Origin of the sequence: Paraburkholderia silvatlantica, from assembly GCF_003096715.1 — a bacterium.
GTDB classification, from domain to species: Bacteria; Pseudomonadota; Gammaproteobacteria; order Burkholderiales; family Burkholderiaceae; genus Paraburkholderia; species Paraburkholderia silvatlantica.
The window spans coordinates 153,249-177,938 of record NZ_QEOL01000003.1 but is presented as its reverse complement, the minus strand read 5'-3'; the positions used below and the strand labels follow the sequence as shown (position 1 = coordinate 177,938).

Here is a 24,690-nt window from a genome sequence, read left to right as displayed (position 1 = left end):
TCTCCACTCAAAGCGCGAGCGAGTTCTGCCGGCTGCGGAACACGATTGGCCGCTCGTCGTCGCGCGTCGGGCGTATTGCGAATTCGACGGCCTGCGCGATGCGGCCGTGGTGCGGCGACTTCGAGCACACCGGGTCCGCCTCGGCGGCGTTGCCGGTCAGCAGGTAGGCCTGGCATCGGCAGCCGCCATGATCGGTGTGACGTTCATCGCAACTGCGGCAGGGCTCGCGCATCCAGCCGTCGCCGCGAAACGCGTTGAACGCCTTGCTCTCGTACCAGATCTGCCGCAGCGGCATATCGCGCACGTTCGGCAACACGAGGCCCGGCAGCGCGCGCGCCGCGTGGCAAGGCAACGCCGCGCCATCGGGCGCCACACCGAGAAACACGCTCCCCCACCCGCTCATGCACGCTTTGGGGCGCTGTTCGAAGTAATCGGGCACGACGAACAGAATGCGGCAGCGCTCGCCAATCCGTGCGCGATACCGGTTCACGGTCTCCTCCGCTTCGCGAAGCTGCTCGGCGGTGGGCATCAACTGATCGCGGTTCAGCATGGCCCAGCCGTAATACTGCGTGTTCGCAAGCTCCAGATAATCGGCGCCCAGTTCGAGCGCCATGTCGATGATCTGCGCGATGTGGGGCAGGTTGAAACGGTGCAGCACGCAGTTGAGGACCATGGGATAGCCATGCGCCTTCACGAGCCGCGCAACGTTGCGCTTGAGTTCGAACGTGCGCGTGCTCGTGAGAAAGTCGTTGAGTTCGCGCGTGGAATCCTGCATCGACACCTGGATATGATCGAGCCCGGCCGTCTTGAGCCGCTCGATGCGCTCGACGTTCAAGCCGATCCCGGACGTAATCAGGTTCGTATAGAAGCCAAGCTGGCGCGCATGCGCAATGAGCGCTTCCAGGTCGCCGCGCAGCAGCGGCTCGCCGCCGGAAAAGCCGATCTGCGCCGCGCCCAGTTCGCGAGCGGCGGTGATGGTCGCGCGCCATGTTCCGGTGTCGAGCTCTTCGCCGTGCCGCGCGAAGTCCACCGGGTTGTAGCAGAACGCGCAATGCAGCGGGCAGCGGTAAGTCAGCTCGGCGAGCAGCCAGAGCGGCTTGGGCAGGACAGCAGTTGCGGTCGCCATGTCAGTCGAGCCAGCCGCGCAGCCGCGCGTGATCGAGAAAGCGATAGATATCGGGCGCCAGCTCGGAGGTGCTGAAAAGCCGCTCCAGTTCGCCAATGATCTCGTCGAGTTCGTGCGCGCCGTCACAACGCACGAGTATCTCGCCCGCACTCGAATTGAGCTGCACCATCCCTTCGGGATAGAGCAGGACATACGCATCCTGGGCCGCCTCCCACTGCAAGCGGTACATGCCGCGCAAGCGCGGGCGCAGCGGCACGCCGCTGCCAGCATCGGGCACTATCGGGTTCATATGGGCCACGCCTTTTCGACCGCATCGAGGATCGACCAGAGAATATCGAGCTTGAACTGCAGGATCTCCACCGCGCGCTGCTGTTCGGCGGGCGTACGGAAATGGCTCAGCGTCACTTCTAGCCCGTGTTCGACGTCGCGCTGCGCGAGCGGCACGCGGCTGCGAAAATATTGAAGGCCTTGCGGCTCGATCCACGGGTAATGCGAAGGCCAGCCCGCGAGCCGGTCCAGATGAATCTGCGGCGCGAACATTTCGGTGAGCGACGAACACACGCCCTCCTGCCACGGCGCGCGCCGCGCGAAATTCACGTAGGCATCCACTGCGAAGCGCACGCCGGGCAGCACGAGCCGTTGCGACCACATCGTGTCCCGATCGACGCCGACGGCTTCGCCGAGCCGCACCCAGGCTTCGATGCCGCCTTCGTTCCCGCCTTGCCCGTCGTGGTCGATGAGACGCTGAATCCAGCGGCGGCGCGTGGCGCGGTCGGGGCAGTTCGAAAGGATCGCTGCATCCTTGAGCGGAATGTTGATCTGATAATAAAAGCGGTTCGCGACCCACCCGCGGATCTGCGCGGGCGAACACCGCCCGCCGTTGAGCATGCGGTTAAACGGATGGTGGATGTGATAGCGCGATTCGAGCCCGCGAAGACGCGATTCGAATTCATTCGCAGTCCATGGTATTGCGTGCGTGTCCGGCAACGGGAGAGGTGCGTTCATCGTCATACCTGAAACTGCATGCCGTCGTGGGCCACGTCGATGCCATGGGCACGCAGTTGCGCGTGCTCGACGGAATGCGGGTCGAGAATCGGATTCGTATTGTTGATATGCGTAAGCACCTTGCGCGTGCCGCGCGGCAATGTGTCGAGCCAGTCGATCATGCCCGGCCTGCCGGCGTCGCCGCGCTGCGCGAGATGCCCCATGTCGGCCGCGTGCTTCGTCGAGAGGCCGAGGTCGATCATTTCGGTAGTGGTCCAGAACGTGCCGTCGACGAGCACGAGGTCGGCGTTGCGCATGGTGCCGAGTACATCGGTGCTCATCGTTGCGAGACCCGGCGCATAGAACGCGCGCGTGCCCGCCGCGACATCCTCGATCAGGAGGGCGATATTGTCTCCCGGCGCGGACGCCTCGCGGCGCGGCGAATAGGGCGGCGGCTTGCTCTGCACGGGCAGCGCGATAAAGCGCAGGCCGGCGCAAGCGGCAATCGTGAAGGGCTCGCCGGGCATAACCGGATGGGCTTCCACGCCGCAGTAATGGCCGAGCAGCGGCACGAGCGGCAGCCCGTCCGACAGATCGTCGAGCACCGGCGCGCAAGCATAAAGCGGCAGCGGCGAGGTGCGTTCGCGCAGCATCAGCAGGCCCGTTACGTGGTCGATCTGCGCGTCGGTCAGCACGACGGCCGCGAGCGCGCTATCGCGCGTGGCGCGCGCGGGCTGCAGATCGGGATGCGAGCGCAACTGCGCAAGCAGATCCGGCGACGCGTTGACGAGCACCCAGTCCACGCCGTCGCCGCTCACGGCAATCGACGACTGCGTGCGAGGCAGCACATCGCCGCACGCCTGCCGCGCGCGGCGGCAATTCACGCAGTTGCAGTTCCATTGCGGCAGGCCGCCGCCCGCCCCTGAACCCAGTATCCGGATCTTCATGATCGTTCTCGCTGCATGCCGTCCGCCGCTCCCTGATGGCCGCGCGGACGGCACTGGCACGTGCTCAGCGGTTGGCGATATACATCGTGATTTCAAAGCCGAAACGCAGGTCGGTATAAGCGGGGGTGGTCCACTGCATGACATGTCTCCTTGTTTGAGATTGAGGCGGCATACCGCATCGAATGTGCGGCCAGTCTCTTCAAAGCAAGGGGCATGCCGGTGCGGGCCGGCGCTCGCTCGATGCGGCAAGTACTGCCGGCAAGGCAAAGGGTGTTGCGTTTCGGAACACGGGTGCTACAGGATGCAACACCCGTGGGACAGAACAAGAGCAAGGAAGCGGCCTGGCCGCGCGTGCGAATGGCGCTTCAGGCGGCGCCCGAACCGCGGCCGGGATCGGCAGCGGGCATCTTGCGGTAGATGGTATTGCGCGACACGCCCAACGCCCGCGCCGCGGCGGACACGTTGCCGCCATGGCGCGCAAGCGTGGCCGCGATGGTCGAGGCGGTCACGTCTTCGAGGCGTGCGTCCTCCGGCGCGAGCGGCTCCGCGTGGGCATGCGCGGAAGGCAATGCCTGGGTTTGGCCGCAGCAGCGCAGATCGTCGAAAAAGTCGTCGGGCAGGTGCTCGCGCCGGATCTGGCCGTCGTCGTCGACCATGGCCGCGGCCGTGCGCAGCAGGTTGCCGAGCTGCCGGAAGTTGCCGGGCCAGGCGCAGCGCTCGAACAGCGCCATCACGTCCGGTGCGACACTGAGCGGCTGCGCGTTCGCACGTCCGTGCGATTCGCGATGCAAGAGCTTTTGAATCACCACCGCGAGATCCGTGCGGTCGCGCAGCGGCGGCAGACGCACCACGAGGCCGTTGAGCCGGTAATACAGGTCCTCGCGGAAGCGGTTCTGCGCGATCATCTCGCGCAGATCGCGGTGCGTCGCGCAGATGATCGCGATATCGACGGGGATAGTCTTCGTCGAGCCGAGCGGATTGACCATGCGCTCCTGCAGCACACGCAAGAGGCGCACTTGCAGCGGATACGGCATGTCGCCGATCTCGTCGAGGAACAGCGTGCCGCCGTTCGCCTGCAACAGCTTGCCCGCCGCGCCCTTGCGCCGCGCGCCGGTAAAGGCGCCCTCCTCGTAGCCGAACAGCTCCGATTCAATGAGCGTTTCCGGAATCGACGCGCAATTCACTGCCACGAACGGCTGGTCGCGGCGCGGCGAATCGTTGTGAATGGCCTGCGCGAGCAGTTCCTTGCCCGTGCCGGTTTCGCCGGTCACGAGAACCGGAATGTCCTTGCCGATCACCTTGCGAACCTTCGCGATCACGAGCGCCACCTGCGGATCGCCCGTGTCGAGGTAGCTCAGGCGCGACAGGCCCATGGAAGGCGGCTGCGCCATCGTACAGGCGGCCGGCTGCATCGCAGCGCCGTGCACCGCAACGGGCCGGGCGCCTTCGGCCAGCGTGGCGCGCCTCGCCTGCACGCGCGCGCAAACCACTGCCCCGCTGGCCAGATTGAGCATGAGGTGCGATTCCAGCCCCGCGCGCATACGGTCGATGAGTTGCGCGCTCGTCGTCTGGAATAGCGACGAGAGCGTATGGGCGCGCAGCGCGGCGAGCGAGAGGCCGAGCTGAAATTGCGCGCTGCGGTTGGCCGAGAGAAAACGTCCGTCGCACGTGAAGGCGGCGATGCCTTCCATGAGCGTACCGAGGAATTCCGGGCGGCCGTGAAACGAGATCTGCAGCGTCTCCTGAAAAGTCGTCGCAAACAAATGATTCTCGATCATCTGCACGGACATGCGCGCGAGCGCCATGGTGTGCTGGTGATAGCTGCGGTGGTCGCCCGTCACGTCCAGCACGCCGATCACATCGCCGTACGGGTCGAAGATCGGCACGCTCGAACAGGTGAGGAAGCGGTTCGCCGCAAGGTAATGCTGGTCGCCGTGCACGACCATCGCGCAGCGCTCGGCGAGCGCGGTGCCGATGGCGTTGGTGCCCTGGCGGTCCTCCGCCCAGTTGGCGCCGGGCCGCAGCGCGACCTTTTCGGCGCGCTGGAGGAAATCGTCGTCGCCGATCGAATGCAGGATCAATCCTTCGGCATTGGTCAGCACGATCATGCTTTGCGTGTTGACGATCTGCTCGTGCAGCGTCTCCATGACCGGCGTGGCATGCATGCACAGCACGCGGTTCTGCTCGCGCTTGAGCTCGAGCCCCGCGCCCGAAAGCACATCGTAATCCGGTCTCGCCGTCGCGCGCAGACCGAAGGTCTCCGAGCGCTCGTGCGCCTTCCGGATGGCCGGTGCGGGCCAGCCATTGGATACCTGGACCGCTTGCCCCGCGGCCATATGAACGTCGTCGCGCATGCTCTCCTCCACGATTGGCCGGTACCTTGCCGGACACTTCGATCTTTCTCGGTGTCCTCTATTAGCAAGCTCCGGGCCATCCGGCCACCGATTCCAGGCAGCCGGATTGCGCCGGACGCGCACGCGACGCGCAACACGCTGTGTAAGCGAATCGTATGCAAGGCCGCGTGCGTCGATCGAAACATGTGCCGCGGCGGTCCGCCAACCTGTGTATTACCGCAAATGGCCCGCGTGGAGGAATGCGGACTCACCCCGATGCGTGCGCTCAGGCCTCCTTCAATCCCAGGCGTAATGCAGACCCACCCAGAAACCGCGTGGCGCGCCCGGTCCGACGAATGGCTCGTTCACCGGATTCGCGCCGTCGAACGTGTGACCGGGCCCGTTGAAGAAGTTCCGGCCCAGCACGCCGAAACTCGCATAGCGCTTGTCGAACAGGTTCGTCACGTTCGCGTAGACCTCCAGCCGTTTCGTGACACGATAGCGCGTGTCGAGATCCACGAGCACATAGCCCGCGATCTTTCCATTGGCATCCTGATTGTTTTCGTTGCCTTGCGCATACACGCCGCTGCGCCATGTGACGTTCGTGCCGATGCTCCATTGCGCCGTGGCCGCGTAGTCGAGCCGCAGCTTGACGGCGTGCGCGGGAATGCCGGGCACGTGGTCGCCCGGCCGCACCGTGATCACGCCGTGCGCATCCGCCGAAGCATTCGCGGGGCTCTGTTCGGTCCATGTCGAGCGGTAGGTCGCATCCACATAGCTGTAGTTCAGGCTGAGGCCTACGGGGCCGAACGCCGTGTGTCCCGCCAGCTCGACACCCTGGCGGCGCGTCTTGCCGACATTCTGAAAATAGCCTTGCGTCCTGCCCGCCGCGCTCACGAACTCGATGTCGTTGGAGAGCGTGGTGCTGAACGCCGCGGCGCTCCACGTGGTCTGCGCGCCGACGCGACCGCGCGCTCCTGCCTCGAAAGTCTTCGAGACCACCGGTTGCAGCGCCGGATCGGCCACGAAGTCGTTCGGCAGCGAGCATGGCGCAGCCGGGTCCGCGCAGGCCAGCTCGATTGCGGTTGGTGCACGCATACCTTCGTTGTAGGTCGCGTACACGGTGACGGCGGGCAGCGGATTCCAGTTGAGCCCCACGGCCGGATTGAAGCGCGAGAACGTGTGATAACCGTCGAGCAGCGGCTGCATGCCGCTTTCGTCCGCAATGCGCGCACTCGCCCAGTCGTAGCGGCCGGACAGCGTGAGCGTCCATTGCGGCGAGATCGCGAGCGTTTCGTTCAGGTAGATGCCATAGTTCGCGTTGCGCGTTTTCGCATCGGTCTGCTGCACGAAATCGCCGATACCGACTGTCGCGCGCTCGGGCGTGAAGGCGGCGTCCTGCGAAGACGAAACGTAGCGCGAGTTCGCGAAGTCCGCCGCCACGCCCGCAACGAGCTGGCTCCCCATGCCGCCCAGCTTGCCGAGCAGCGTCAATTGCAGGCTCGCGCCGAAGCTGTCCGTCGTCACGATGGAATCGACGTTGGTGCCCTGCAGCGTGTCGACGTTGCCGCCAGCGTCGACCGAGCCGTAATCCGTGTTGTTGTTGCTGCTCATGTTCTCGTTGCGCAGATGGCGATAGTAGGCGTTGCCGCTCAGCTCCACGTTGTCGTTGAAGAAATGATCTCCCGAAAGCGTGAGGTAGCCCACGCTGTTGCGATTCAGGTCCGGAAACGTGTAGGCCTGTTTCGGGTCGTCCAGAAACGAGCGCGGTATGGTCTGGCTGCCGTACAGCTGGTTGTCCGCGCCGCCGCCCGATATCGAGAGCGTCGTGTCGTCGTCGGTATAGCGCAGCTTGCCGAATGCCTGGCGCACGCGGCTCGCGTTGTGGTCGGCCCAGCCGTTGTCGTTCGTGATGTTCGCGTTCGCGTAGTAGTCGACATGCGGCCCGAACGTGCCGCCCTGCTCGAACTGCGCGCTCTTGCGCCCCCATGAGCCGCCCGAGAGATCGATGTCGCCGCCGGGGCTCGTGCGGCCGTTCTTCGTCGTGATCGCGATGGCGCCGCCCAGCGTGTTGAGGCCGTAGACAGGATTCGAGCCCGGAATGAGCTGGATCTTGTCGATCGCTCCGGCCGGTATCAGGTCCCAGTTCACGACGTCGCCAAACGGCTCGTTCACGCGCACGCCGTCGACGAACACCGACAATCCCTGAGGGGTGCCAAGCACCGGCGAAGCCGTGAAGCCGCGATAGTCGAGGTTCATCTGGAAAGGATTGCCCTGGGCGTCGGTCACGCTCACACCCGGCAGGTTTGCGGCGAAAAAGTCGGTCAGCGTTTCGCGGTGCTGTGTCGCGATGTCCTGCGCATTCACTGTCTGCACGTTGGCCGGCACCTTCGCGAGCGGCGTGCCGATGCCGAGCAGCGGCGTCGTGCCGACCACCACGACGGCGGGCAGCACGATCGGGCCCGGCGCGTTCTTGTCCGCCGCGCTTTGCGCCTGTGCGACGGCCAGTGTGGATGCGCCGGCGCACAGCGCGCCGAGTGCGAGGCTTGCGACAAGCGTCGCATACGCGCGCCTCGCGCTGCCCCGGCTCGCGCCCGCCGCCTTCTCTGGAATCAACTTTCGTCTCCATTTTTTATGCGCTCGCGTAGCTCGACGCCGTAGTGTCGGGCGTCGACCGATGCGCACACAACCGTCTCCTCTTTGCCGTGATCTAGCCAGGAACGTGCCAGCGTATATGGCGGCGTCCTTTGCCGTGGCGCGCGTGCCTCCGCGCGTGCCTCGGTATGCGCGATACCGTGCAGCGCCTCGTTGCGCGACCGGCCCACTGTCACGTTCGCCAACACTTTTCACCGCGGGCTGTACCGGAATGCAACACATCGACCACACGCGGGGCACCTCGCCGGGAGGCCGGTCAACGGGCTGCAACGCCCGTGGCGCAACGCTTCGCGGCGAATGGCATACGACTTGCGAGAACGGCAGCGCACCCGGACCGGCCCCATCCCCGCGCATCCAGCCTGACCGCTTCCCGGCCGTGCATCGACAATATTCAGGAGACGAAGATGAAGAGACGCTCGGCTGCGGCAAGCCGGCTTGCGACCTGCGCAATGGCCATCGCAGCGGCGATGTCCTTGAACGCGGGCCCCGTGGATGCCGCCTCGGACTATCCGCCCGTGACCTATGACCGCCTGACCCGCGCGCAAAGCGACCCGGGCTGGCTCACGTACTATCGGAGCTACAGCGGCCAATCGCATTCGCCGCTCAAGCAGATCGACGCGTCGAACGTCGGCGAGTTGAAACAGGCGTGGAGCTATCAGTTTCCCGCCGAGCTGAAGCAGGGCTTCGAGGCGACGCCCATCGTCAACGGCGACTACCTTTTCGTCAGCACGCCGAAAGACAACGTCTACGCCTTCGATGCAAAGACTGGCGCGCAGCGCTGGAAATACGAGCCGAAGCTCGGCGCGGAGTCGTTCAAGACCGCGTGCTGCGACGTGGTGAACCGCGGCGTGGCACTGTATGGCAAGAACGTCTATATCGCCATGCTGAGCGGCGAGATCGCCGCGCTCGACGCGAAGACCGGCAACCTGGTCTGGAAGAAGCAGATGTTCGAGCCGGGCCTCGGCTACGCGTTCTCGCTCGCGCCGCTCGCGCTCGACGGCTCGATCGTCGTCGGCACCTCGGGCGGCGAGTACGGCATTCGCGGCTACATCGCCGCGTTGAACCCCGACGACGGCGCGATCGTGTGGAAGCGCTACACCATTCCGGACTCAGGCGAAAAAGGCGCGGAAACCTGGCCCGACGGCATGCAGGCGCACGGCGGCGGCGCCGCGTGGCTCACCGGCACCTACGACGCCGCAAGCCGCACGCTGTACTGGGGCGTGGGCAACCCCGGCCCGTGGCTCGCCGCGCTGCGTCCTGGCGATAATCTGTACTCCGATTCGCTGCTCGCACTCGACCCGAAGAACGGCAAGCTCAAATGGCATTACCAGTACACGAGCAACGACACGTGGGACTATGACGGCGTCAACACGCCGATCCTCGCGAACATCCAGTACAAGGGCAAGGATTACGACGCCATCATTCATGCCGACCGCAACGGCTTCTTCCACGCCATCGACCGGCAAACAGGCAAGCTGATCTACGCGGAGCCATTCGTCAAGGCGACCTCGGTGACGGGCTACACGGACGACGGCAAGCCGGTTCAGGACCCGTCGAAATACCCGAAGGCCGGTACGACGATCGATACTTGCCCGAGCTTCCTGGGCGGCAAGAACTGGTGGTCGGTGTCCTACGATCCGGAGCGGCACATCGCCGTGGTGCCGTCGCTGCACGCGTGCATGAGCCTCTCGGGCAAGTCGGTGAGCTATATGGAAGGCCTGCCCTATCTCGGCGAAGGCTTCGAAATCAAGCCTGAACCGGGCAGCGAAGGCTACGGCGAACTGCAGGCCATCGACGTGAATACCGGCAAGAAGCTCTGGGGCCACTGGAGCAAGATGCCCTGGAACGGCGGCGTGGCGACCACGGCCAGCGGTCTCGCGTTCAGCGGCTCGCTCGACGGCCATCTCTATGCGTTCGACGTCGCCACCGGCAAGGTGCTCTGGGAAAGTCCGCAACTCGCGAGCGGCATCGTCGCGCAGCCTTCCGTGTTCGAAGTCGACGGCAAGGAGTACGTTGCCGTGCTTGCGGGCTACGGCGGCGCGAATCCGATCTGGGGCGGCCCGATGGCCGATGTGGCAAAGGATGTCCCGCGCGGCGGCACGCTGTACGTGTTCGCACTGGACCGGGGCTGAACCCGGGCCGAACGACGCTCCCGTCTTCCGCCGCACGCAGCGCAAGCCACCCGCGCTTGTGTGCGGCCCCGACTTCACTGGAACACACGATCATGAACATCCGGATCACCTGGCTCGCCATGGCCGCCGCGTTCGCGGCAGGCGGCGCGCATACCAGCGCTCATGCTGCGGCGAACGCCGTGCGTGTTTGCACGCTGCCGGGCAGCCCCACGGCCGCGCTCGACCAGGCCGTCGCGCGCGCCGTGCTGAAAACCGCCGGCGTGGCCGCAACGTTCGTCACCCACGGCATCGACGACGATGGCGGCGACGACGGCATCTCGGCGCACGAACTCGCCAGTTCGCTGGGCCGCGACTGCGACCTCGTTGCAGGCTTCCCGCGCTCGAGCGTCGCCGACGCATCGGGCTCGCAGATGATTTTCTCGCAAGGCTACCTGCGCTCGGGCTACGTCAGCGTCACGCTGCGCCACCCGCGCGCCGCCGCAACCGCTGCCGACGGCAAGGAAACGGTCGCGGCGACCTGGTCCAGTCCGTCGCAACTCATCGCCGTGCAGCAAAAGAACGCGCGCTTCGACCTGGAGAACACCTCCGCGCTGACCGTCGACGCGGTCGCGAAAGGGCGCGCGCAGCGCGCGATCGTCTGGTATCCGGCCGTCGTGGCTTATCAGCGCGCGCATCCGCAGCATCGATTCGCGGTCGCGGCGACGGCTTCGCCGTATGCCGACTGGCATCTCGTGTTCGCTTCGGGGTCTGGCATGCGTGCGCTGCAAATGCGCATCGACAACGCCCTTGCGCGCATGAACGACGACGGCCGTCTCGCCGCGCTCACGCGCGGCTGGACGCTGCCGGAAAGCGCCGCGAACGCCTTGCTCGAAAGCACGAAGCCTTCATATCGGCGCACAGCCATGGACGGCCGAGGCTCCTTCATCAAGGTCTCCACAACGGCTGGCGGCAACGCCCCCGCATTCGATCACGAACAGGTCGAGCACGGCCAGCATCTTTATTCGGAATCCTGCGCAAAATGCCATGGCGCGCAGCTCGAAGGCATCACCGCGCCGGCGCTGAGCGGACCGGCCTTCGCCCCGGCTGCGAATTCGCATCTGACCATCGGCGGCATCTACCAGTACATGTCGACCAACATGCCGGCCGACCGCCCGGGCAAGATGACCGATCAGGAGTACGCCGATCTGATGGCCTTCCTGCTCTACACGAACGGCTATGACGCGGGCAACGCGAAGCTCACTTCCGATGCCGCGCAATCGTCGACCACGCCGCTGAACGCCGGACCGCGCCACTAACACAACCCAGGAAACCAGCATGATCTCCCGCAATCGCAGAACCTTCATCCTTCACACCGCCGGCCTTTGCGCCGCGCTCGCCACGGCCGGGCGCGCACTCGCCGGGCCTGCCCTCGTCGACGAGAACGACGCCACCGCGAAGACGCTCGGCTATCGCGCCAAAGCCAGCAGCGTCGACGCAGGCAAGTTTCCGAAGTACGCAGCGGGTCAGCGCTGCGCGACTTGCCGCTTCTATGCCGGCGCGGCGGCCGACACCTCGGGCGCGTGCCCGATGTTTCCAGGCAAGAGCGTTGCCGCCGATGGCTGGTGCAACGTCTACGCGCAGCGTGCCTGAGGACACACCTGAGCGCGCGGCACGCACCGAGCCCGGCGGTCCCGTCCCGGTCCGCCGCGCGCTCATAGCGCAATGAGCCGGCTTGATGGATCCATGCCATCTGCAAATACAAACGATTGCCCATGGACACCGGGTGGCGAATCGTCCAGAATCGGCCAATTCACGACTTTCGCGGCCAGCCTCCGTTCGCACCATGAAAATCGCGGCGCTTTCCGACATTCACGGCAATCTGCCCGCGCTCGAAGCGGTGCTCGACGATATCGGGCGGCAAGGCGCGGACGTGATCGTCAATCTCGGCGACATCCTCTCCGGCCCGCTTTATCCGTCGCAAACGGCAGACCGGTTGATGCAGCTTGGGTTGCCTACGATTCGCGGCAACCACGAAAGACAGCTGCTCGGCGCGGATTGCGCCCGCATGGGGCCATCGGACCGTTTTGCGCGCGGCGCGCTGAGCGAAGCACAGCTGGCATGGGTCGGCGCCTTGCCTGCCACGCTCTGGCTCGAAAGCGACGTGCTGCTCGTGCACGGCACGCCGCAGGACGACCTCTCCTATTTCCTCGAAACCGTCACGGCAAGCGGATGCCGAACGGCTACGCATGGCGAGGTCAGACGCCGCGCGGCCGAAGTCGAGGCGGCATTGATCCTGTGCGGCCACACGCATCTCGCGCGCTCGATGCAGCTCGCCGACGGCCGCCTCGTCGTGAACCCAGGCAGTGTCGGCCTGCCCGCGTACGAGGACACGCATCCGTTTGCGCATCGCATGGAAACGGGCACGCCGCACGCACGCTACGCGAGCGTCACCCGCACCCCGCGCGGCTGGAAGGTGGAGTTTCGCGCCGTGGAGTACGACTGGCACGCGGCTGCCGAACGTGCTGCCGCCAACGGCCGGCCCGACTGGGCAGCGGCGCTTCGCACCGGATATTGCTGATCGTTTTTGCCGATGGCTTCGCGTTTCGCCGCTACCGCACCTCACCCCGCGCCGATATGCGGCTGCAGCGCCTTGAGCCAGCACGCCACCACCGCCGCCCCGCCATTGGGCGTCCCGATCGTGCGCTCGCCGGGCTATGGGTTGGCGACGCTGCCAGACGCCTCGCCCACGTGCCCGGCGCGGGGCGCGTCCTGCCCGCCTCCCAGCGCGACATAAAGCGACGCACCGTTTTGCAGCGCCGCCGCGCGCAGCTGGATCAGTTGCTGTTGTGCCGCGAACAGGCTGCGCTTCGCATCGACCACTTCCAGGTAGATGGAAATGCCGTTCTCGTAGCGCAGTTCCGCCGCCTCGGCGAGGCGCGACTCGGACGCCACCGCGCGCTCCTGTGCCGAGATTTGCTCCTGCAGGCGCTGGCGCGCGATCAGCGCGTCGGAAACTTCGCGGAACGCCACCTGCACGGTTTTCTGGTAGTTCGCCACGAGTTCGGTTTGACGCGCTTCGGACAGGCGCACTTGCGCGCTGCGGCGCCCCGCATCGAAGATCGGCAGTGTGACGAAGCCGGATATGAGCCACGCCTGCTTGCCGGGCACGAACAGGTCGCTCAGCTCGGGAGACACGTAGCCGAAATTGCCCGTGAGCGAAATGCGCGGAAAATAATCGGCACGCGCAGCGCCGATATCGGCGTCGGCGGCCCGCAACGACTGCTCGGCTGCGCGAATGTCGGGGCGCAGCGCGAGCAGCGAGGAAGGCAGGCCCGCGTCGAGCGGGCCGAACTGGTCGGCGTCGGCCAGCACGTGGCGCTGGGTCATGTCCGCGGCGTCCGGCAACGGGCCGCCTATCAGGACAACCAACTGATCGCGCTGCTGGCCCGTCGTTCTTTGCAGATCGGCAAGCTGCGTCTGTGCCTGCGTGACGAGAATGCGCGCCTGCTCATAGTCCATGAGCGAGGTCGCACCCGCTTCGAGGCGCAGCCGCGCGACCTCCAGCGCATACTGGCGCGTTTGCAGCGTGTGCTGCGCGAGGGCGATGCCCTCGTTGCCCGAGAGGATGGCGTAATAAGTCGCCGCCACATTGCTGATGAGCGAGAGACGAAATGCTTCGTTGGCCTCCAGCGTCGCCAGATAGTTGCGCCGCGCCGACTCGCTCAGGTTGGCCACGCGCCCCCAGAAGTCGAGTTCGAACGACGTGACGGCCACCTGCACGCTGTACTGGTTGAAGTGAATCGACGTGTTGTTGTTGGGCAGCTCGGGCTCGATGGAGTTGAGCGGCGTTTTGGTGCGGGTTGCGTCCGCGCCCGCAGCCACTTGTGGAAACTGCGCAGTGCGCTGCACGCGATAGAGCGCCTGAGCCTGCTCGATGCGCGCAACCGATGCCGCCAGATCGCGGTTGCGCGCCAGCGCCATGGCGATCAACTGCTTGAGCGCCGGATCGCGAAAGAACGCCTCCCACGTCAGCTCCGAAGCGAGACGCTCGCCGCCCGGCACGGCAATATCCGCGCTCTCGTAGCTTTGCGCAATCGGCAACTCCGGCTGCTGGTAGCGCGGCGCAAAATTGCACGACGCGAGCGTCAGGCACGCGACGATCGCCCACCGCCTGGCAGGCTTAAGCATCGTGCGCTCCCGCGGGCCGCGCGTTTTCTTCGTCATCGTCGTGCGTGCGTTTGCGGCTCAGCCATCGGCGCGCCACCACGTAGAACACCGGCGTAAAGAAGACGCCGAACAGCGTGGCCGTGAGCATGCTGCCCATGATGCCCGTGCCCACCGCCTGCCTGCCCGCCGCGCCCGCACCCGTGGCGAGCACGAGCGGCAACATGCCGAGCACGAAGGTCACGCTCGTCATCAGAATCGGCCGCAAGCGCTGGCGCGCGCCGTTCACGGCCGCGCTCACCGTATCGCTGCCCGAGGCCTCCTCCTTGATCGCGAATTCCACGATCAGAATGGCGTTTTTCGCCGCGAGGCCGATGATGGTCACGAGGCCGATATTGAAGTAGATGTCGGCGGAAAAACGCCGTGCCATGGTAAAGAGCACCGCGCCCAGCACGCCCAGCGGAATGATGAGCAGCACGGCAATGGGAATCGCCCAGCTCTCGTAGAGCGCGGCAAGCAGCAGAAACACCACGACGAAGGAAAGCAGCAGCAGCGCACCGATCTGCCCGGCCGCCTGCTGTTCCTCGAACGCCGTGCCGGTCCACTCGTAGGTCAGGCTGCCGGAAAGAACGTGGTCCGCGATGCGCTCCATCTCGGCGAGCGCCGCGCCGCTCGAACGGCCCGGCGCCGCCTGCCCCGAGATCGTGGCCGAAGGAAAGCCGTTGTAGCGTTCGACCTGCTGCGGCCCCGCGCTCCAGTGCACGCTCGTGAACGCCGAGAACGGCACCATCTCGCCCACGTTGTTGCGCAGCCGCAGCGCGCCGATATCCTCGGGCCGCATGCGCTGGTCGGCGTCGGCTTGCATCAGCACGCGCAGCACATTCCCCTCGTAGACGAAATCGTTCACGTAGTTCGAGCCGAATGCGAGCGCGAGCGCGCTGTTCACCTGGCCGATCTGCAGCCCCAGCGCACGTGCCTTCACGCGGTCGATATCGACATAGAGCTGCGGCGCGGGCGGCAAACCGTCGGGACGCACGCCTACCAGCAAGGGGCTGCGCGCCGCCTCCGCCAGCATGCGCGCGCTCGCCTGCTGCAGCGCGGCGCCGCCCACGCCGCTGCGGTCGAGTATCTTCATCGTAAAGCCGCTCGCATTGCCGAGCGCGGGAATGGCCGGCGGATCGAGCGCGAAGACGAGCGCTTGAGGAATATTGCGGAACGCCGCGTTCGCGCGCCCAACCAGCGCCCCCGCCGAATTGGCCGCGCCCGGCCGCTCGGCCCACGGCTTCAGGTCGACGAACGACATCGCCGCCGACTGCCCCTGGCCGAAGAAGCTGAATCCCGTGACGGAGGCGATATTGCGCACCTGCGGCTGCTGCCTGAGAAACGCCTCGACCTGGTCGACGACCTGTTGCGTGCGCTGCGCCGTCGCGCCGGGCGCCGCCGTATACGCGACGAAAATATGCCCCTGGTCCTCGCCCGGAATAAAGCCGCGCGGCAACTGGGTGAAGAGAAACCCGGTCGCCGCGCACACCACGACGAATACGAGGAGCCAACGCACCGGCTTGCGCAGCATGGCCTGCACGGCCAGCACGTAGCGCTCGGTGGCGGTTTGCATGCCACGGTTGAACGCATCGAACACGCGCTGCTGCACGCGGGCCGGCCAGTGCGTGGCGGCGGCCTTGCCTGTGCCGTCACCGGACTTCGTCCTCCTGCCCAGCAGCGTTGCCGACATGGCCACGCCCAGCGTCAGCGCGAGCAAGGTCGAGAGAAAGATCGAGACGGTGAGCGTGACCGAGAACTGGCGATAGATCGCGCCCGTCGAGCCCGGAAAGAACGCCATGGGGACGAACACCGCAATGAGCACGAGCGTGCTCGCAATGGCGGCGCCCGCAATCTGCCCGACGGCCTTGACGGTCGCCCGCCGCGAACTCAAGCCCTCTTCCTGGATCACGCGCTCGACGCTTTCCACGACCACAATCGCGTCGTCGTTGAGAATACCGATCGCCACGACCATGGCGAACAACGAAAGCAGATTGATGGAGAGTCCGAACAAATAAATCCCCACGCACGTGCCGATCAGCGCGATCGGGACGACCAGAGTGGGAATGAGCGTCGCGCGCCATTGCTGCAGGAAGAGGAACACGATGACCGTGACGAGCAGCAACGCCTCGACCATCGTGCGCAGCACGCCGCTCAGCGAGGTCGTGATGAACGGCGTCGTATCGAACGGCACGACCCATGCCACGCCCTTCGGGAACGTCGGCTGCAATTGCGCGAGACGCTGCCGGACGGCGTTCGCCACGGCCAGCGCGTTCGCGCCGCTCGCAAGCTGGATGGCGATCCCGGCGGACTCCCTGCCGTTCACGCGAAAGCGAAAGCCATAGCTGTCGTTGCCCAGTTCCACGCGCGCGACATCGCCCACACGCACCGTAGAGCCATCCGGGTTCGAGCGCACGATCACCTCGCGGAACTGCTCGGGCGTCGAAAAACGGCCGCGCATGACGATCTGCGCATTGAGTTCGGCGCCCGGCGCAATGGGCTGGTCGCCGAGGCTGCCGCCCGCAGTCTGGCTGTTCTGCTCCTGGATGGCCGTCATCACTTCGTTAGCCGAAAGACCGAAGCTGCTGAGTTTTTCCGGGTCGATCCATATCCGCATGGCATACGACGAACCGAACAGCTGTGCGTCGCCGACGCCGGGAATGCGGCGCAATTCGTTGACGATGTTATTGGCGGCAAAGTTGCCCAGTTCGACGGCCGGGATCGAACCATCGGCGGATTGCAGCGCAACGAGCATCAGAAAGCCCGACGACGCTTTCGTGACGCTCACGCCAACCTGCCTCACCTCCAGCGGCAGGCGAGGCTCGACGCGGCTCAGGCGGTCCTGGACCTGCGAGAGCGCGACGTCGAGATTGGTGCCGGGCCTGAGCGTGAGCGTGATTTGCGCCGTGCCGTTCGAGCGGCTCTGCGACGACATGTAGAGGAAATTATCGACCCCGTTCATCTCGTCTTCGATGATCGACGTGACCGTGCGGTCCAGCGTGTTCGCATCGGCGCCGCTGTAGACCGCCGATATCGAGAGCGAGGGCGGCGCGACGTCGGGGTACTGCTCGACCGGCAGCAGCATGAGCGCGAGGGCGCCAAAGAGCGTGACGAAGAGCGCAACGACCCACGCGAAGACGGGGCGGTAGACGAAGAACCGGTTCATGAGGCGCACCGCTCAGGAGCGGCCCGGCGCGGCAAAGGGATGGGCGTCCACGCGCTGCCCCGGCTGCACCCTTTGCCAGCCGTCGACGATGACGCGCTCACCCGGCTCCAGCCCATCCTTCACGACCCATTGCCCCGCTTCCTGCGGGCCGAGCACGACATTGCGCCGCACGACGGTGCCGTCATCGGCAACGAGCGAGAGGCTCGCGCCGTTGCTGTCGAACTGCACCGCGCGCGCGGGGACGACGAGGCCGTTCGGTATCGTGCCGATCACGATGCGCCCGCGCACGAACTGCCCCGGCAACAGGATGCGCGACGCATTGTTGAAGCGCGCGCGCAGCACCTGCGTCCCGGTGGAAGGATCGACGACGAGATCGGTGAAGTCGAGCACGCCCGGCTCGCTATAGTCGTCGCCGTTCGCGAGTGTGAGCCACACTTGCGCGCGGTCCGCGGCCGGCGCCGCGAGCGCGCCGGACGCGATCTGTTTGCGTACTTCCAGCAATGAAATATTCGACTGCGTAAAAACGGCGTTCACAGGCGTTAGCTGGTTGACCTGCGTGAGCAAGGTCGCGCCGGCCGCACTGACCAGCGCACCTTCGGTGACGAGCGCGCGCCCCACACGGCCCGCTATCGGCGCGCGAACCGTGCATCGATCGAGGCGAAGCTGCGCCAGCGTCACCGCGGCGCGCGCGTCCGCAACGTTCGCGTCGGCCTGCTGCAGTGCGGCCGTGGCGGCCTCGAATTCCTGGGCGCTCACGACCTGGCGCGCCACCAGGGGCTTGAAGCGCGTAACCTCGGAGGCCGCATTGCCCTGCACGGCCCGGGCCCGGTTGAGCGCCGCCTGGGCCTGCTGCAGCGCTGCCTCGTAGTCGCGCGAATCGATGAGAAAGAGCGGCGCGCCGGCGCGCACGTCGGTGCCCTCCTCGAAGAGCCGCCGCTCGACGATCCCGTCCACGCGGGCGCGCACCTCGGCCGAGCGGATCGCTTCGATACGCCCCGGCAGTTCGATCACGCGGGGAATGGATTGCGCCGCAACCGTTTCGACGAGCACGCTCGGCGGCGGTGGCGCTGCGCCGCTCCGGGCTTGCCGGTCGCGGCATCCGAAGGCCGCCAGCAGCAGCATTGCCGCAATGCCGATCAGCCACGGTCTGCAGCGTCTGGGTTCGCAGTTTGGCACGCGAGGCTCCACCGGGAAATAGAGGCGGTACAGGCGCGCCCCGAACGGCTCATTGCGCAGTACGCGACCGGATCATTGCAATGTTCACTCAAACTGCGAATTACGGCCCCCGATGTGCGCAGTCCGCCAGTGCAGAAGCGCGCAAAATGCACGAAATGCGCATAACGCCTCGATCGTTATCTAACAAACAGCGCTTTCACGCATTCACGGGAATTACGAAAAAACGCCACAAAATCAACCACTCGTAAATTTCTTGAAGTCGGAATTCCGTTTACTACTATGGATAGACGCTTCCACCCTTATTCACACCGCCCGATTCGTTCGTTTTCCTGCCTTTTCCCATACGCTTTTAAGGGCACGTTCGCACAGTTGGATATCACGGCTTTCGGGATGTCCTATAACCGAAGAAGCCATAGGTCATGGCGACGTCAATCATCTTCTTGCCACCGGAGATCGAATCATGAAAAGCCAACTCGTCCTCTCAGTCATCGCTGCGCTCCTCGTCGGTGTCTCCTCGGCCGCCATGGCGCAAGACACATCCGGTGGAGATCAAAGCCAGGGGACAGGTCGCCAGCAGGTCATGCCGACCATGCCACATCGCGACTGGCACGAGGGCCAACAGGTTCCCTCGAAGTACCGGCACTACAACTTTGTGATGAACGACTGGAAATCGCATAACCTGGACGCACCGAAGCGCGGCCAGCAATGGCTTGGCGTGAATGGCGACTACGTGCTGGTGACGAGAAGCAACTGGAGGATCTCGAAGATCGTTTCGGGTACTGAATGACCGGAATGACGCGGCGGGCTGCGCTGCCGTAGCCCGCGCGGTTGCAGCATGGCTCAGGCATGGACGGTTGCCATGCCTGCCGCCCCTCTCATTCGACGAGCCGCGCGCGCAGACGCTTGTACTCGTCGTCGGTAATCGAGCCTGTCGTTTTCAGCTTGTCGAGCTTCTCGATTTCGTCCGCGACACTGTAGCCCACGATGTGGCGCAGTTCTTCGCGCGCCTTCTGCGCCCGTTCCTGGTTGCGATGCGCCATGTCTCTGCCCTGCGTGAGGACATAGGCAAATATGCCGATATAGGGCAAAACAATCAGAAAGATCACCCAGACGATCTTCAGGAAGCCCGATATGTCGGTTCGACGGAACAAGTCGCTCGTGATCGTGATGAACAGCCAGAACCACAGAATGAACATGAATATCGAAAACGCATCGATAATAAAGTTCGAAAACGTAAAGCCATTTGCGAAGATCATGAATCGCCTCCGTCGGTTTTGCGTGTGTAAAACGGCTACCGCACACTGATACGGGCATCGATGGCGACACCGTATGCGCGCGAAACGTCATGCACGGCCGCGACGCGGCCGCCGACCGCGCTTTCGTCAGGTCAGATCGCGCCTGCGCTCCCGGCCGCCAAACGGCACTACGGCCATGGAAATGAGATCCAGCCCGAGGAACAATCCGAGCAAGGGCAACGGCACGCTCGGGAAATTGGCGGCCAGAAAAATGGCGAGCAGGAAAGACAGCGCTGCGCTGACAATGCCGATATTGTTGATCTTCACGTCCTGCCCGACCGACGCAATGATCTTGAAGAAGCCGTCGAGTACGAAGAAGATCATCAGCATCACGGTCAGCCCGCGCGCCCGGGCGCTGTCATTGACCAGAATGAGAATGCCGATGAGTATGGGCACGATGACTGGCGGAATGCGCCTGATTGCGAGTTTCCAGTCTTTCGTCGTGAAGAGATTCAAGGCATGCACGAAGCCGCAGAACAGCAGCATCCTTGCGATGAAAAGCGTTCCAATCAGGGACCTTGTCGAGAGCGACAGGACGATGCAGAAAATTCCCGCCGCGACGAGAAGCGTTGAACTGGCAATCGGAAAAATAGCACGCTTTTTCATATTCGAATGTAACTGCGTCAATACGGTTACATAGCTCGGCATATCTGACTTGCGCGTATTCTTGCCGAATTACAGGCTTGAGCGAAATTAAGCGTTCTACTATCAGCCGTGGAAGTATAGTGCGTGAGTGTGCAAATACAAGGGCGCGATTGCACCATGAATCTCGAACGCAGCCATACCTTCTCGTTCAGCCCGAACGGCGAGCACTTCCTGCTCGACGGCGAGCCCTTGCAGATTCGCAGCGGCGAAATGCATCCCGCGCGCATTCCGCGCGAGTACTGGCTGCATCGCATTCGCATGGCCAAAGCGATGGGCATGAACTGCATCGCGTTGTACATCATGTGGAACTACCACGAGACACGCAAAGGCGTGTTCGACTTCGAAAGCGGCAACCGCAATATCGCAGCCTTCATCCGCCTGTGTCAGCAAGAAGCGCTTTGGGTGCTGCTGCGTCCTGGCCCCTACGTTTGCGCCGAGTGGGACCTGGGGGGCCTCCCCGCTTACCTGCTGGGCGAACCGGACATTCAGCTGCGCACCGACTCCGCCACCGATGCCCGTTACATGGCCGCGGTTGCCCGCTATATCGGCGAACTCGCTGCGCGCGTCAAGCCGTTGATGATCGATGCAGGCGGCCCGATCCTGATGATCCAGATAGAAAATGAATTCGGTTCGTACGCAAGCAATCCCGCTTACCTCGAAGAACTCAGGCAGCTTTGGCTACGGGGCGGCATAGCCGGGCCTTTCTACACCGAGGATGGTCTCGCGCAACTCGAACGCAATCGCACTACGGTGACGGGTGGCGCCGTCGCGCTGAGCAACGGCAACGCGGCGCAAATCGCAGCGGTGCGGCGCGCGTTTCCTGCCGTGCCTGCGATGGCGGGCGAGGTCTATCCGGGCTGGCTGACGCATTGGGGCGAGCCGGAATTCGCCGGACTCAATTGCGATCTTTCCGCCATCTTGACGGCATTCATGCGGTCGCAATTGTCGTTCAACCTCTATGTCATTCACGGCGGCACGAGCTTTGGTTTTTATGCCGGCGCAAATGTGGACGAGTCGGGCAACTATCAACCCGATATCACGAGTTACGACTATGGTGCGCCGATTAACGAGCACGGGGCGGCCACGGCGAAATACATGAGGTATCGCGACATCATCGCCCGCTATCTGGCCGAGCCATTGCCGGATATTCCCGACGCCATCCCCACAGTCGCGGGGCGCACCCTGGCGCCGGCCCGCTTCGCCTCGATCTGGGACAACCTCCCCGCGCCCCTGCCGCGCGAGTCGAGCGTCGATCCGCTGCCGTTCGAGCACTACGGCCAGAGTTTCGGCTTCATGCTGTATCGGAAAACGTTGCTTGCGCAACCGGTTGGTGCGCTCGATATCGGCGGCGTTCACGACTATGCGGCGGTTTTTGTCGGCGAGCGCTACGCGGGCGGCGTCTCCCGCGCGCGCATTCCGCACGACTATGCACAGCGGTTACGCGTGACACATCGCGCGCCGCTCGCCTTGCCCGCCACCATGGCCGGTGCGCCGGGTACGCTGGAAATCCTGGTAGAGGCCATGGGGCGCGTCAACTTCGGACCGGCGATCGTCGACCGCAAAGGATTGCTGGATCCCGTGAACGTGCAATACCGCGATGGGTCCGTTTCATTGCTCGAGGAATGGGAAGTTTTTTCGCTGCCGATGGATGAGGCGTACGTCGCCGGGTTGCAGGAACGCTGCACGAATCCGCTGAAACCCGGGCTCTTTTTCAGGGCGCGCCTGGTTCTGGATGAAATCGGCGATACGTGGCTCGATATGGGCAGCTGGACGAAGGGCGTGGTCTGGGTCAATGGGCACAATCTGGGGCGCTACTGGAGTATCGGCCCGCAAACGCGCTTGTACTGCCCCGCGCCGTGGCTCACGCCGGGAGAGAACGAGGTGCTGATCTTCGACCTGCACCAGACCGAAACGAAGCCGGTGCCACTGGCGAATTCGTTGTATTAGGGCCTGTTGACATCGGTCGGCAGCAGTTCCAGCGTGAGCACTTCGAATGGCGCGAGCTCGATTTCACACGGTACGTCCGCGTTCAGTATGGCGGGAATGCCGGGGGTGCCTGCATGCCAGAGACTCAGCGCACGGAATCGTCCCGCGGCCCCATCCGGCAGTTCCAGTTGATATCGCAACGCCAGTGCAAAGCGCTGGGCCCGATCGTGCGGATTGCGCAGCGTCACGATCGCCTTGTGCGGCGCCCACGCGGCCCAGCCGTAGATGGCTGCTTCGTCGGGCGCGCCGCCGATCCAGTGGCTGTCGCGCAATACGTCACCGTTCGCGCGCGCCCATCGGGCCGCTTGCGCGAGCACGTTCCAGTGCTCCTCGCCCAGCAGCGAAGGCGTGATGTACAACTCCTGCAACTGCGTACCGCTCGCGAAGAAGGACCGCACTTCGTGCGCGAACGCATCGCCTGCCGGCGCATTGAGCCGTGGATTGCACTGCGCCAGCACGATGCCGTGCAGCATCAGCGAATTGAGCGGAAAGAGCGGGCTGCGCAGCACGACGTTGCGGTACGTCTGCGCGTCGCGATAGGTGATCCAGCGCTCGCGGCTCGTGCCGCTGCCCGCCTGACCGTCGTCGCTGCCGCCGCGCCAGATCGCGTCGACGTAGCGCAGCCAGAACGGCGAGGGATGCGTGCCGGTCGAGAGATTGATGAAGGTTTCCGGCTTCGCCGCGCGAATGTCGCCGATCAGCTGGATCGCCGCGTCCCAATCGCTATCGAAAAGGCTGCCTGGAAATACACGGTCCGCGTTGCCTGTCCCGTCGAATTTGAACTGATTCACGCCGTCGCTCGCGAGCAGGCTCATCACGACTTCGCGAAAGCGCTCGTAATAGCGCGGCCCCGATAACGCGAAGCCATCGTCGATGACTTCATAGCCCGCGGCGCGGCCGCGCATTACGCGCTCATGCTTCGGCGCGCAATAGCCGCCCCAGGGAGACAGCCAGACACCGGGCGCGCCGCCATAGCGTGCCGCCGCGTCGCGCAGCGGTACGAAGCCATGAGGAAACGCCTGGCTGAAATGCCAGCCGCCGCCAAGGTCGTCCCAGCCATCGTCGAAAAGAAACGAATCGATCTGCACGCCGCGCGCGGTATGCAATTCGCGGCCGATCGTTTCGATGCGCTCCAGCGCCTGGTCCTGCGCATAAGGCGTGAGGTACCCGATATCCCACCAGCTGTTGTAGTGCAGAAACGGACGATATGGGCGGGCGCGCTCCTGCTCGAGACAGGTGGCGAAATCGCGCCGCAACTGACCGTCGCGAGCCACGCCCGCCACGGCGGAGTACGTCAGCGTCCGATTCTTTTCCAGCGGCAGCGCGCGTTGCAGCGTAAAACCGACGCTATCCGTTTCCACGTGGCGGGTTGCAAGCGGCAACTCGAAGCCCAGATAGAAGGTGCCCGCAACGACCGGCGTGCCCTTGCGTTCGCTGCAGGTCTGCGCGCCGACCGCGCGCGCCTGCAGCAATGAAACGACGGTAATCGCTTCGGCCTGGCGCAGGGCCGTCACGTTCAGCGTCATGCGCAGATATCTTGCGCCGTCGCGCTGCTCCACGCTCCATTGAATCGCCAGGCGTCCCTGGGCGTCGCCCAGCATGACGCTCGCGCGCCGGCCCGCGACGCGCTCGGCCAATCGCCATGCGTAGGGGTCGGCGGCGAGCGCGTCTTCCCGTGCCGGTGCGAGCACGCGCATGCCGGCCGCGCCGAGTGTGGTGCCGTCCGCGAACGTGAGCGCGAACGGCGCGACGAGGGGCAGCTCGCATGCCCCGGTGCAATCGACCAGCGCGAAGTGCATGAGGTGGTCGCCCTCGAGTGTCCAGCGCAATGCGACGGCATCGTTCCCGAACGAGCAGACATCGCCCCTTGTCCGGAATTCGGGCATGCAGGCTTGCATGGAAGTTCGATCGTCGGCATGCATGGGCAACCTGTCTCGGGCGCGAGCGGCCTCTATAGGGTAACGGCAACGGCTCAAACGCGTAATGGCCCCAAAACGGCCGGACGAACGGCAATTCCGGGGCGCGCCCTTTCCTTATGGGAACCTTAAGGCCACCAATTTTCG

Annotated in this window: 19 protein-coding genes; 6 read left to right on the top strand and 13 right to left on the bottom strand. The window is 64.8% G+C overall.

All coding sequences use genetic code 11. The annotated features are described in order from the left end of the window. Nucleotides 1-7: 7 nt before the first annotated feature. The 7 genes from pqqE to C7411_RS05195 all read right to left on the bottom strand — a co-directional run bounded on the left by pqqE (nt 8) and on the right by C7411_RS05195 (nt 8,006). A complete protein-coding gene (pqqE, locus tag C7411_RS05225; protein ID WP_110383787.1) occupies nt 8-1,126 on the bottom strand; it encodes a pyrroloquinoline quinone biosynthesis protein PqqE in 1,119 nt (372 codons plus the stop codon). Nucleotide 1,127: 1 nt separating this feature from the next. Further along, entirely contained in the window at nt 1,128-1,415 is a 288-nt protein-coding gene (gene pqqD, locus C7411_RS05220; RefSeq protein WP_110383788.1) for a pyrroloquinoline quinone biosynthesis peptide chaperone PqqD, read from the bottom strand. Continuing rightward, nucleotides 1,412-2,131 carry a pyrroloquinoline-quinone synthase PqqC gene (pqqC, locus tag C7411_RS05215; protein WP_110383922.1) on the bottom strand — a complete coding sequence of 240 codons (720 nt, stop codon included), beginning with the start codon at nt 2,129-2,131 and terminating at the stop codon, nt 1,412-1,414. Before pqqC ends, pqqD begins: the two co-directional genes overlap by 4 nt. A gap of 2 nt (nt 2,132-2,133) precedes the next feature. After that, on the bottom strand, nt 2,134-3,057 hold the full coding sequence (gene pqqB / locus C7411_RS05210) for a pyrroloquinoline quinone biosynthesis protein PqqB (RefSeq protein WP_110383789.1): 924 nt from the start codon (nt 3,055-3,057) through the stop codon (nt 2,134-2,136). Nucleotides 3,058-3,121: 64 nt separating this feature from the next. Continuing rightward, complete coding sequence (pqqA, locus tag C7411_RS05205; protein ID WP_006410019.1) at nt 3,122-3,196, bottom strand: pyrroloquinoline quinone precursor peptide PqqA; 75 nt, start codon at nt 3,194-3,196, stop codon at nt 3,122-3,124. A gap of 226 nt (nt 3,197-3,422) precedes the next feature. Further along, complete coding sequence (locus tag C7411_RS05200) at nt 3,423-5,411, bottom strand: sigma-54-dependent Fis family transcriptional regulator (protein WP_110383790.1); 1,989 nt, start codon at nt 5,409-5,411, stop codon at nt 3,423-3,425. 276 nt (nt 5,412-5,687) lie between these two features. After that, nucleotides 5,688-8,006 (bottom strand): TonB-dependent receptor, encoded by a 2,319-nt coding sequence (locus C7411_RS05195; RefSeq protein ID WP_243413052.1) that lies wholly within the window; start codon nt 8,004-8,006, stop codon nt 5,688-5,690. Between the two features lie 443 nt (nt 8,007-8,449). Here C7411_RS05195 and C7411_RS05190 point away from each other — a divergent pair, with 443 nt between their 5' ends. From C7411_RS05190 to C7411_RS05175, 4 genes are all read left to right on the top strand, one after another. Beyond that, complete coding sequence (locus C7411_RS05190) at nt 8,450-10,177, top strand: methanol/ethanol family PQQ-dependent dehydrogenase (protein ID WP_110383792.1); 1,728 nt, start codon at nt 8,450-8,452, stop codon at nt 10,175-10,177. A gap of 92 nt (nt 10,178-10,269) precedes the next feature. After that, a complete protein-coding gene (locus tag C7411_RS05185; RefSeq protein ID WP_110383793.1) occupies nt 10,270-11,472 on the top strand; it encodes a c-type cytochrome in 1,203 nt (400 codons plus the stop codon). 19 nt (nt 11,473-11,491) lie between these two features. Further along, nucleotides 11,492-11,806: a high-potential iron-sulfur protein gene (locus C7411_RS05180; RefSeq protein WP_110383794.1), complete on the top strand. Its 315-nt coding sequence runs from the start codon at nt 11,492-11,494 to the stop codon at nt 11,804-11,806. A 193-nt stretch (nt 11,807-11,999) separates the two neighbouring features. Then, on the top strand, nt 12,000-12,734 hold the full coding sequence (locus C7411_RS05175; protein ID WP_110383795.1) for a metallophosphoesterase family protein: 735 nt from the start codon (nt 12,000-12,002) through the stop codon (nt 12,732-12,734). Between the two features lie 134 nt (nt 12,735-12,868). Here the strand turns inward: C7411_RS05175 and C7411_RS05170 are convergent, their stop codons facing one another. From C7411_RS05170 to C7411_RS05160, 3 genes are read right to left on the bottom strand one after another with little or no spacing between them, the layout of a single operon-like run. Then, a complete protein-coding gene (locus C7411_RS05170) occupies nt 12,869-14,344 on the bottom strand; it encodes an efflux transporter outer membrane subunit (RefSeq protein WP_110383923.1) in 1,476 nt (491 codons plus the stop codon). Next, on the bottom strand, nt 14,337-17,525 hold the full coding sequence (locus C7411_RS05165; RefSeq protein ID WP_110383796.1) for a multidrug efflux RND transporter permease subunit: 3,189 nt from the start codon (nt 17,523-17,525) through the stop codon (nt 14,337-14,339). The genes C7411_RS05170 and C7411_RS05165 overlap by 8 nt, the downstream gene beginning before the upstream one ends. 12 nt (nt 17,526-17,537) lie before the next feature. After that, nucleotides 17,538-18,701, bottom strand: coding sequence for an efflux RND transporter periplasmic adaptor subunit (locus tag C7411_RS05160; RefSeq protein ID WP_243413051.1), 1,164 nt, complete (start codon nt 18,699-18,701; stop codon nt 17,538-17,540). A 460-nt stretch (nt 18,702-19,161) separates the two neighbouring features. On the opposite strand from C7411_RS05160, the gene C7411_RS05155 reads away from it, so the two are divergent. Next, a complete protein-coding gene (locus tag C7411_RS05155) occupies nt 19,162-19,488 on the top strand; it encodes an RcnB family protein (protein ID WP_110383798.1) in 327 nt (108 codons plus the stop codon). 88 nt (nt 19,489-19,576) lie between these two features. On the opposite strand, the gene C7411_RS05150 is transcribed toward C7411_RS05155, so the two are convergent. Both C7411_RS05150 and C7411_RS05145 read right to left on the bottom strand, forming a co-directional pair. After that, nucleotides 19,577-19,957, bottom strand: a complete 381-nt coding sequence (locus C7411_RS05150) for an SHOCT domain-containing protein (protein ID WP_110383799.1) — start codon at nt 19,955-19,957, stop codon at nt 19,577-19,579. A 126-nt stretch (nt 19,958-20,083) separates the two neighbouring features. Beyond that, nucleotides 20,084-20,602 (bottom strand): DUF308 domain-containing protein, encoded by a 519-nt coding sequence (locus tag C7411_RS05145; protein WP_110383800.1) that lies wholly within the window; start codon nt 20,600-20,602, stop codon nt 20,084-20,086. Between the two features lie 156 nt (nt 20,603-20,758). On the opposite strand from C7411_RS05145, the gene C7411_RS05140 reads away from it, so the two are divergent. Further along, a complete protein-coding gene (locus C7411_RS05140; RefSeq protein WP_110383801.1) occupies nt 20,759-22,588 on the top strand; it encodes a beta-galactosidase in 1,830 nt (609 codons plus the stop codon). On the opposite strand, the gene C7411_RS05135 is transcribed toward C7411_RS05140, so the two are convergent. Next, nucleotides 22,585-24,525 (bottom strand): enterotoxin, encoded by a 1,941-nt coding sequence (locus C7411_RS05135; protein ID WP_110383802.1) that lies wholly within the window; start codon nt 24,523-24,525, stop codon nt 22,585-22,587. The two genes, C7411_RS05140 and C7411_RS05135, sit on opposite strands and share 4 nt — an antisense overlap. Nucleotides 24,526-24,690 lie beyond the last annotated feature (165 nt).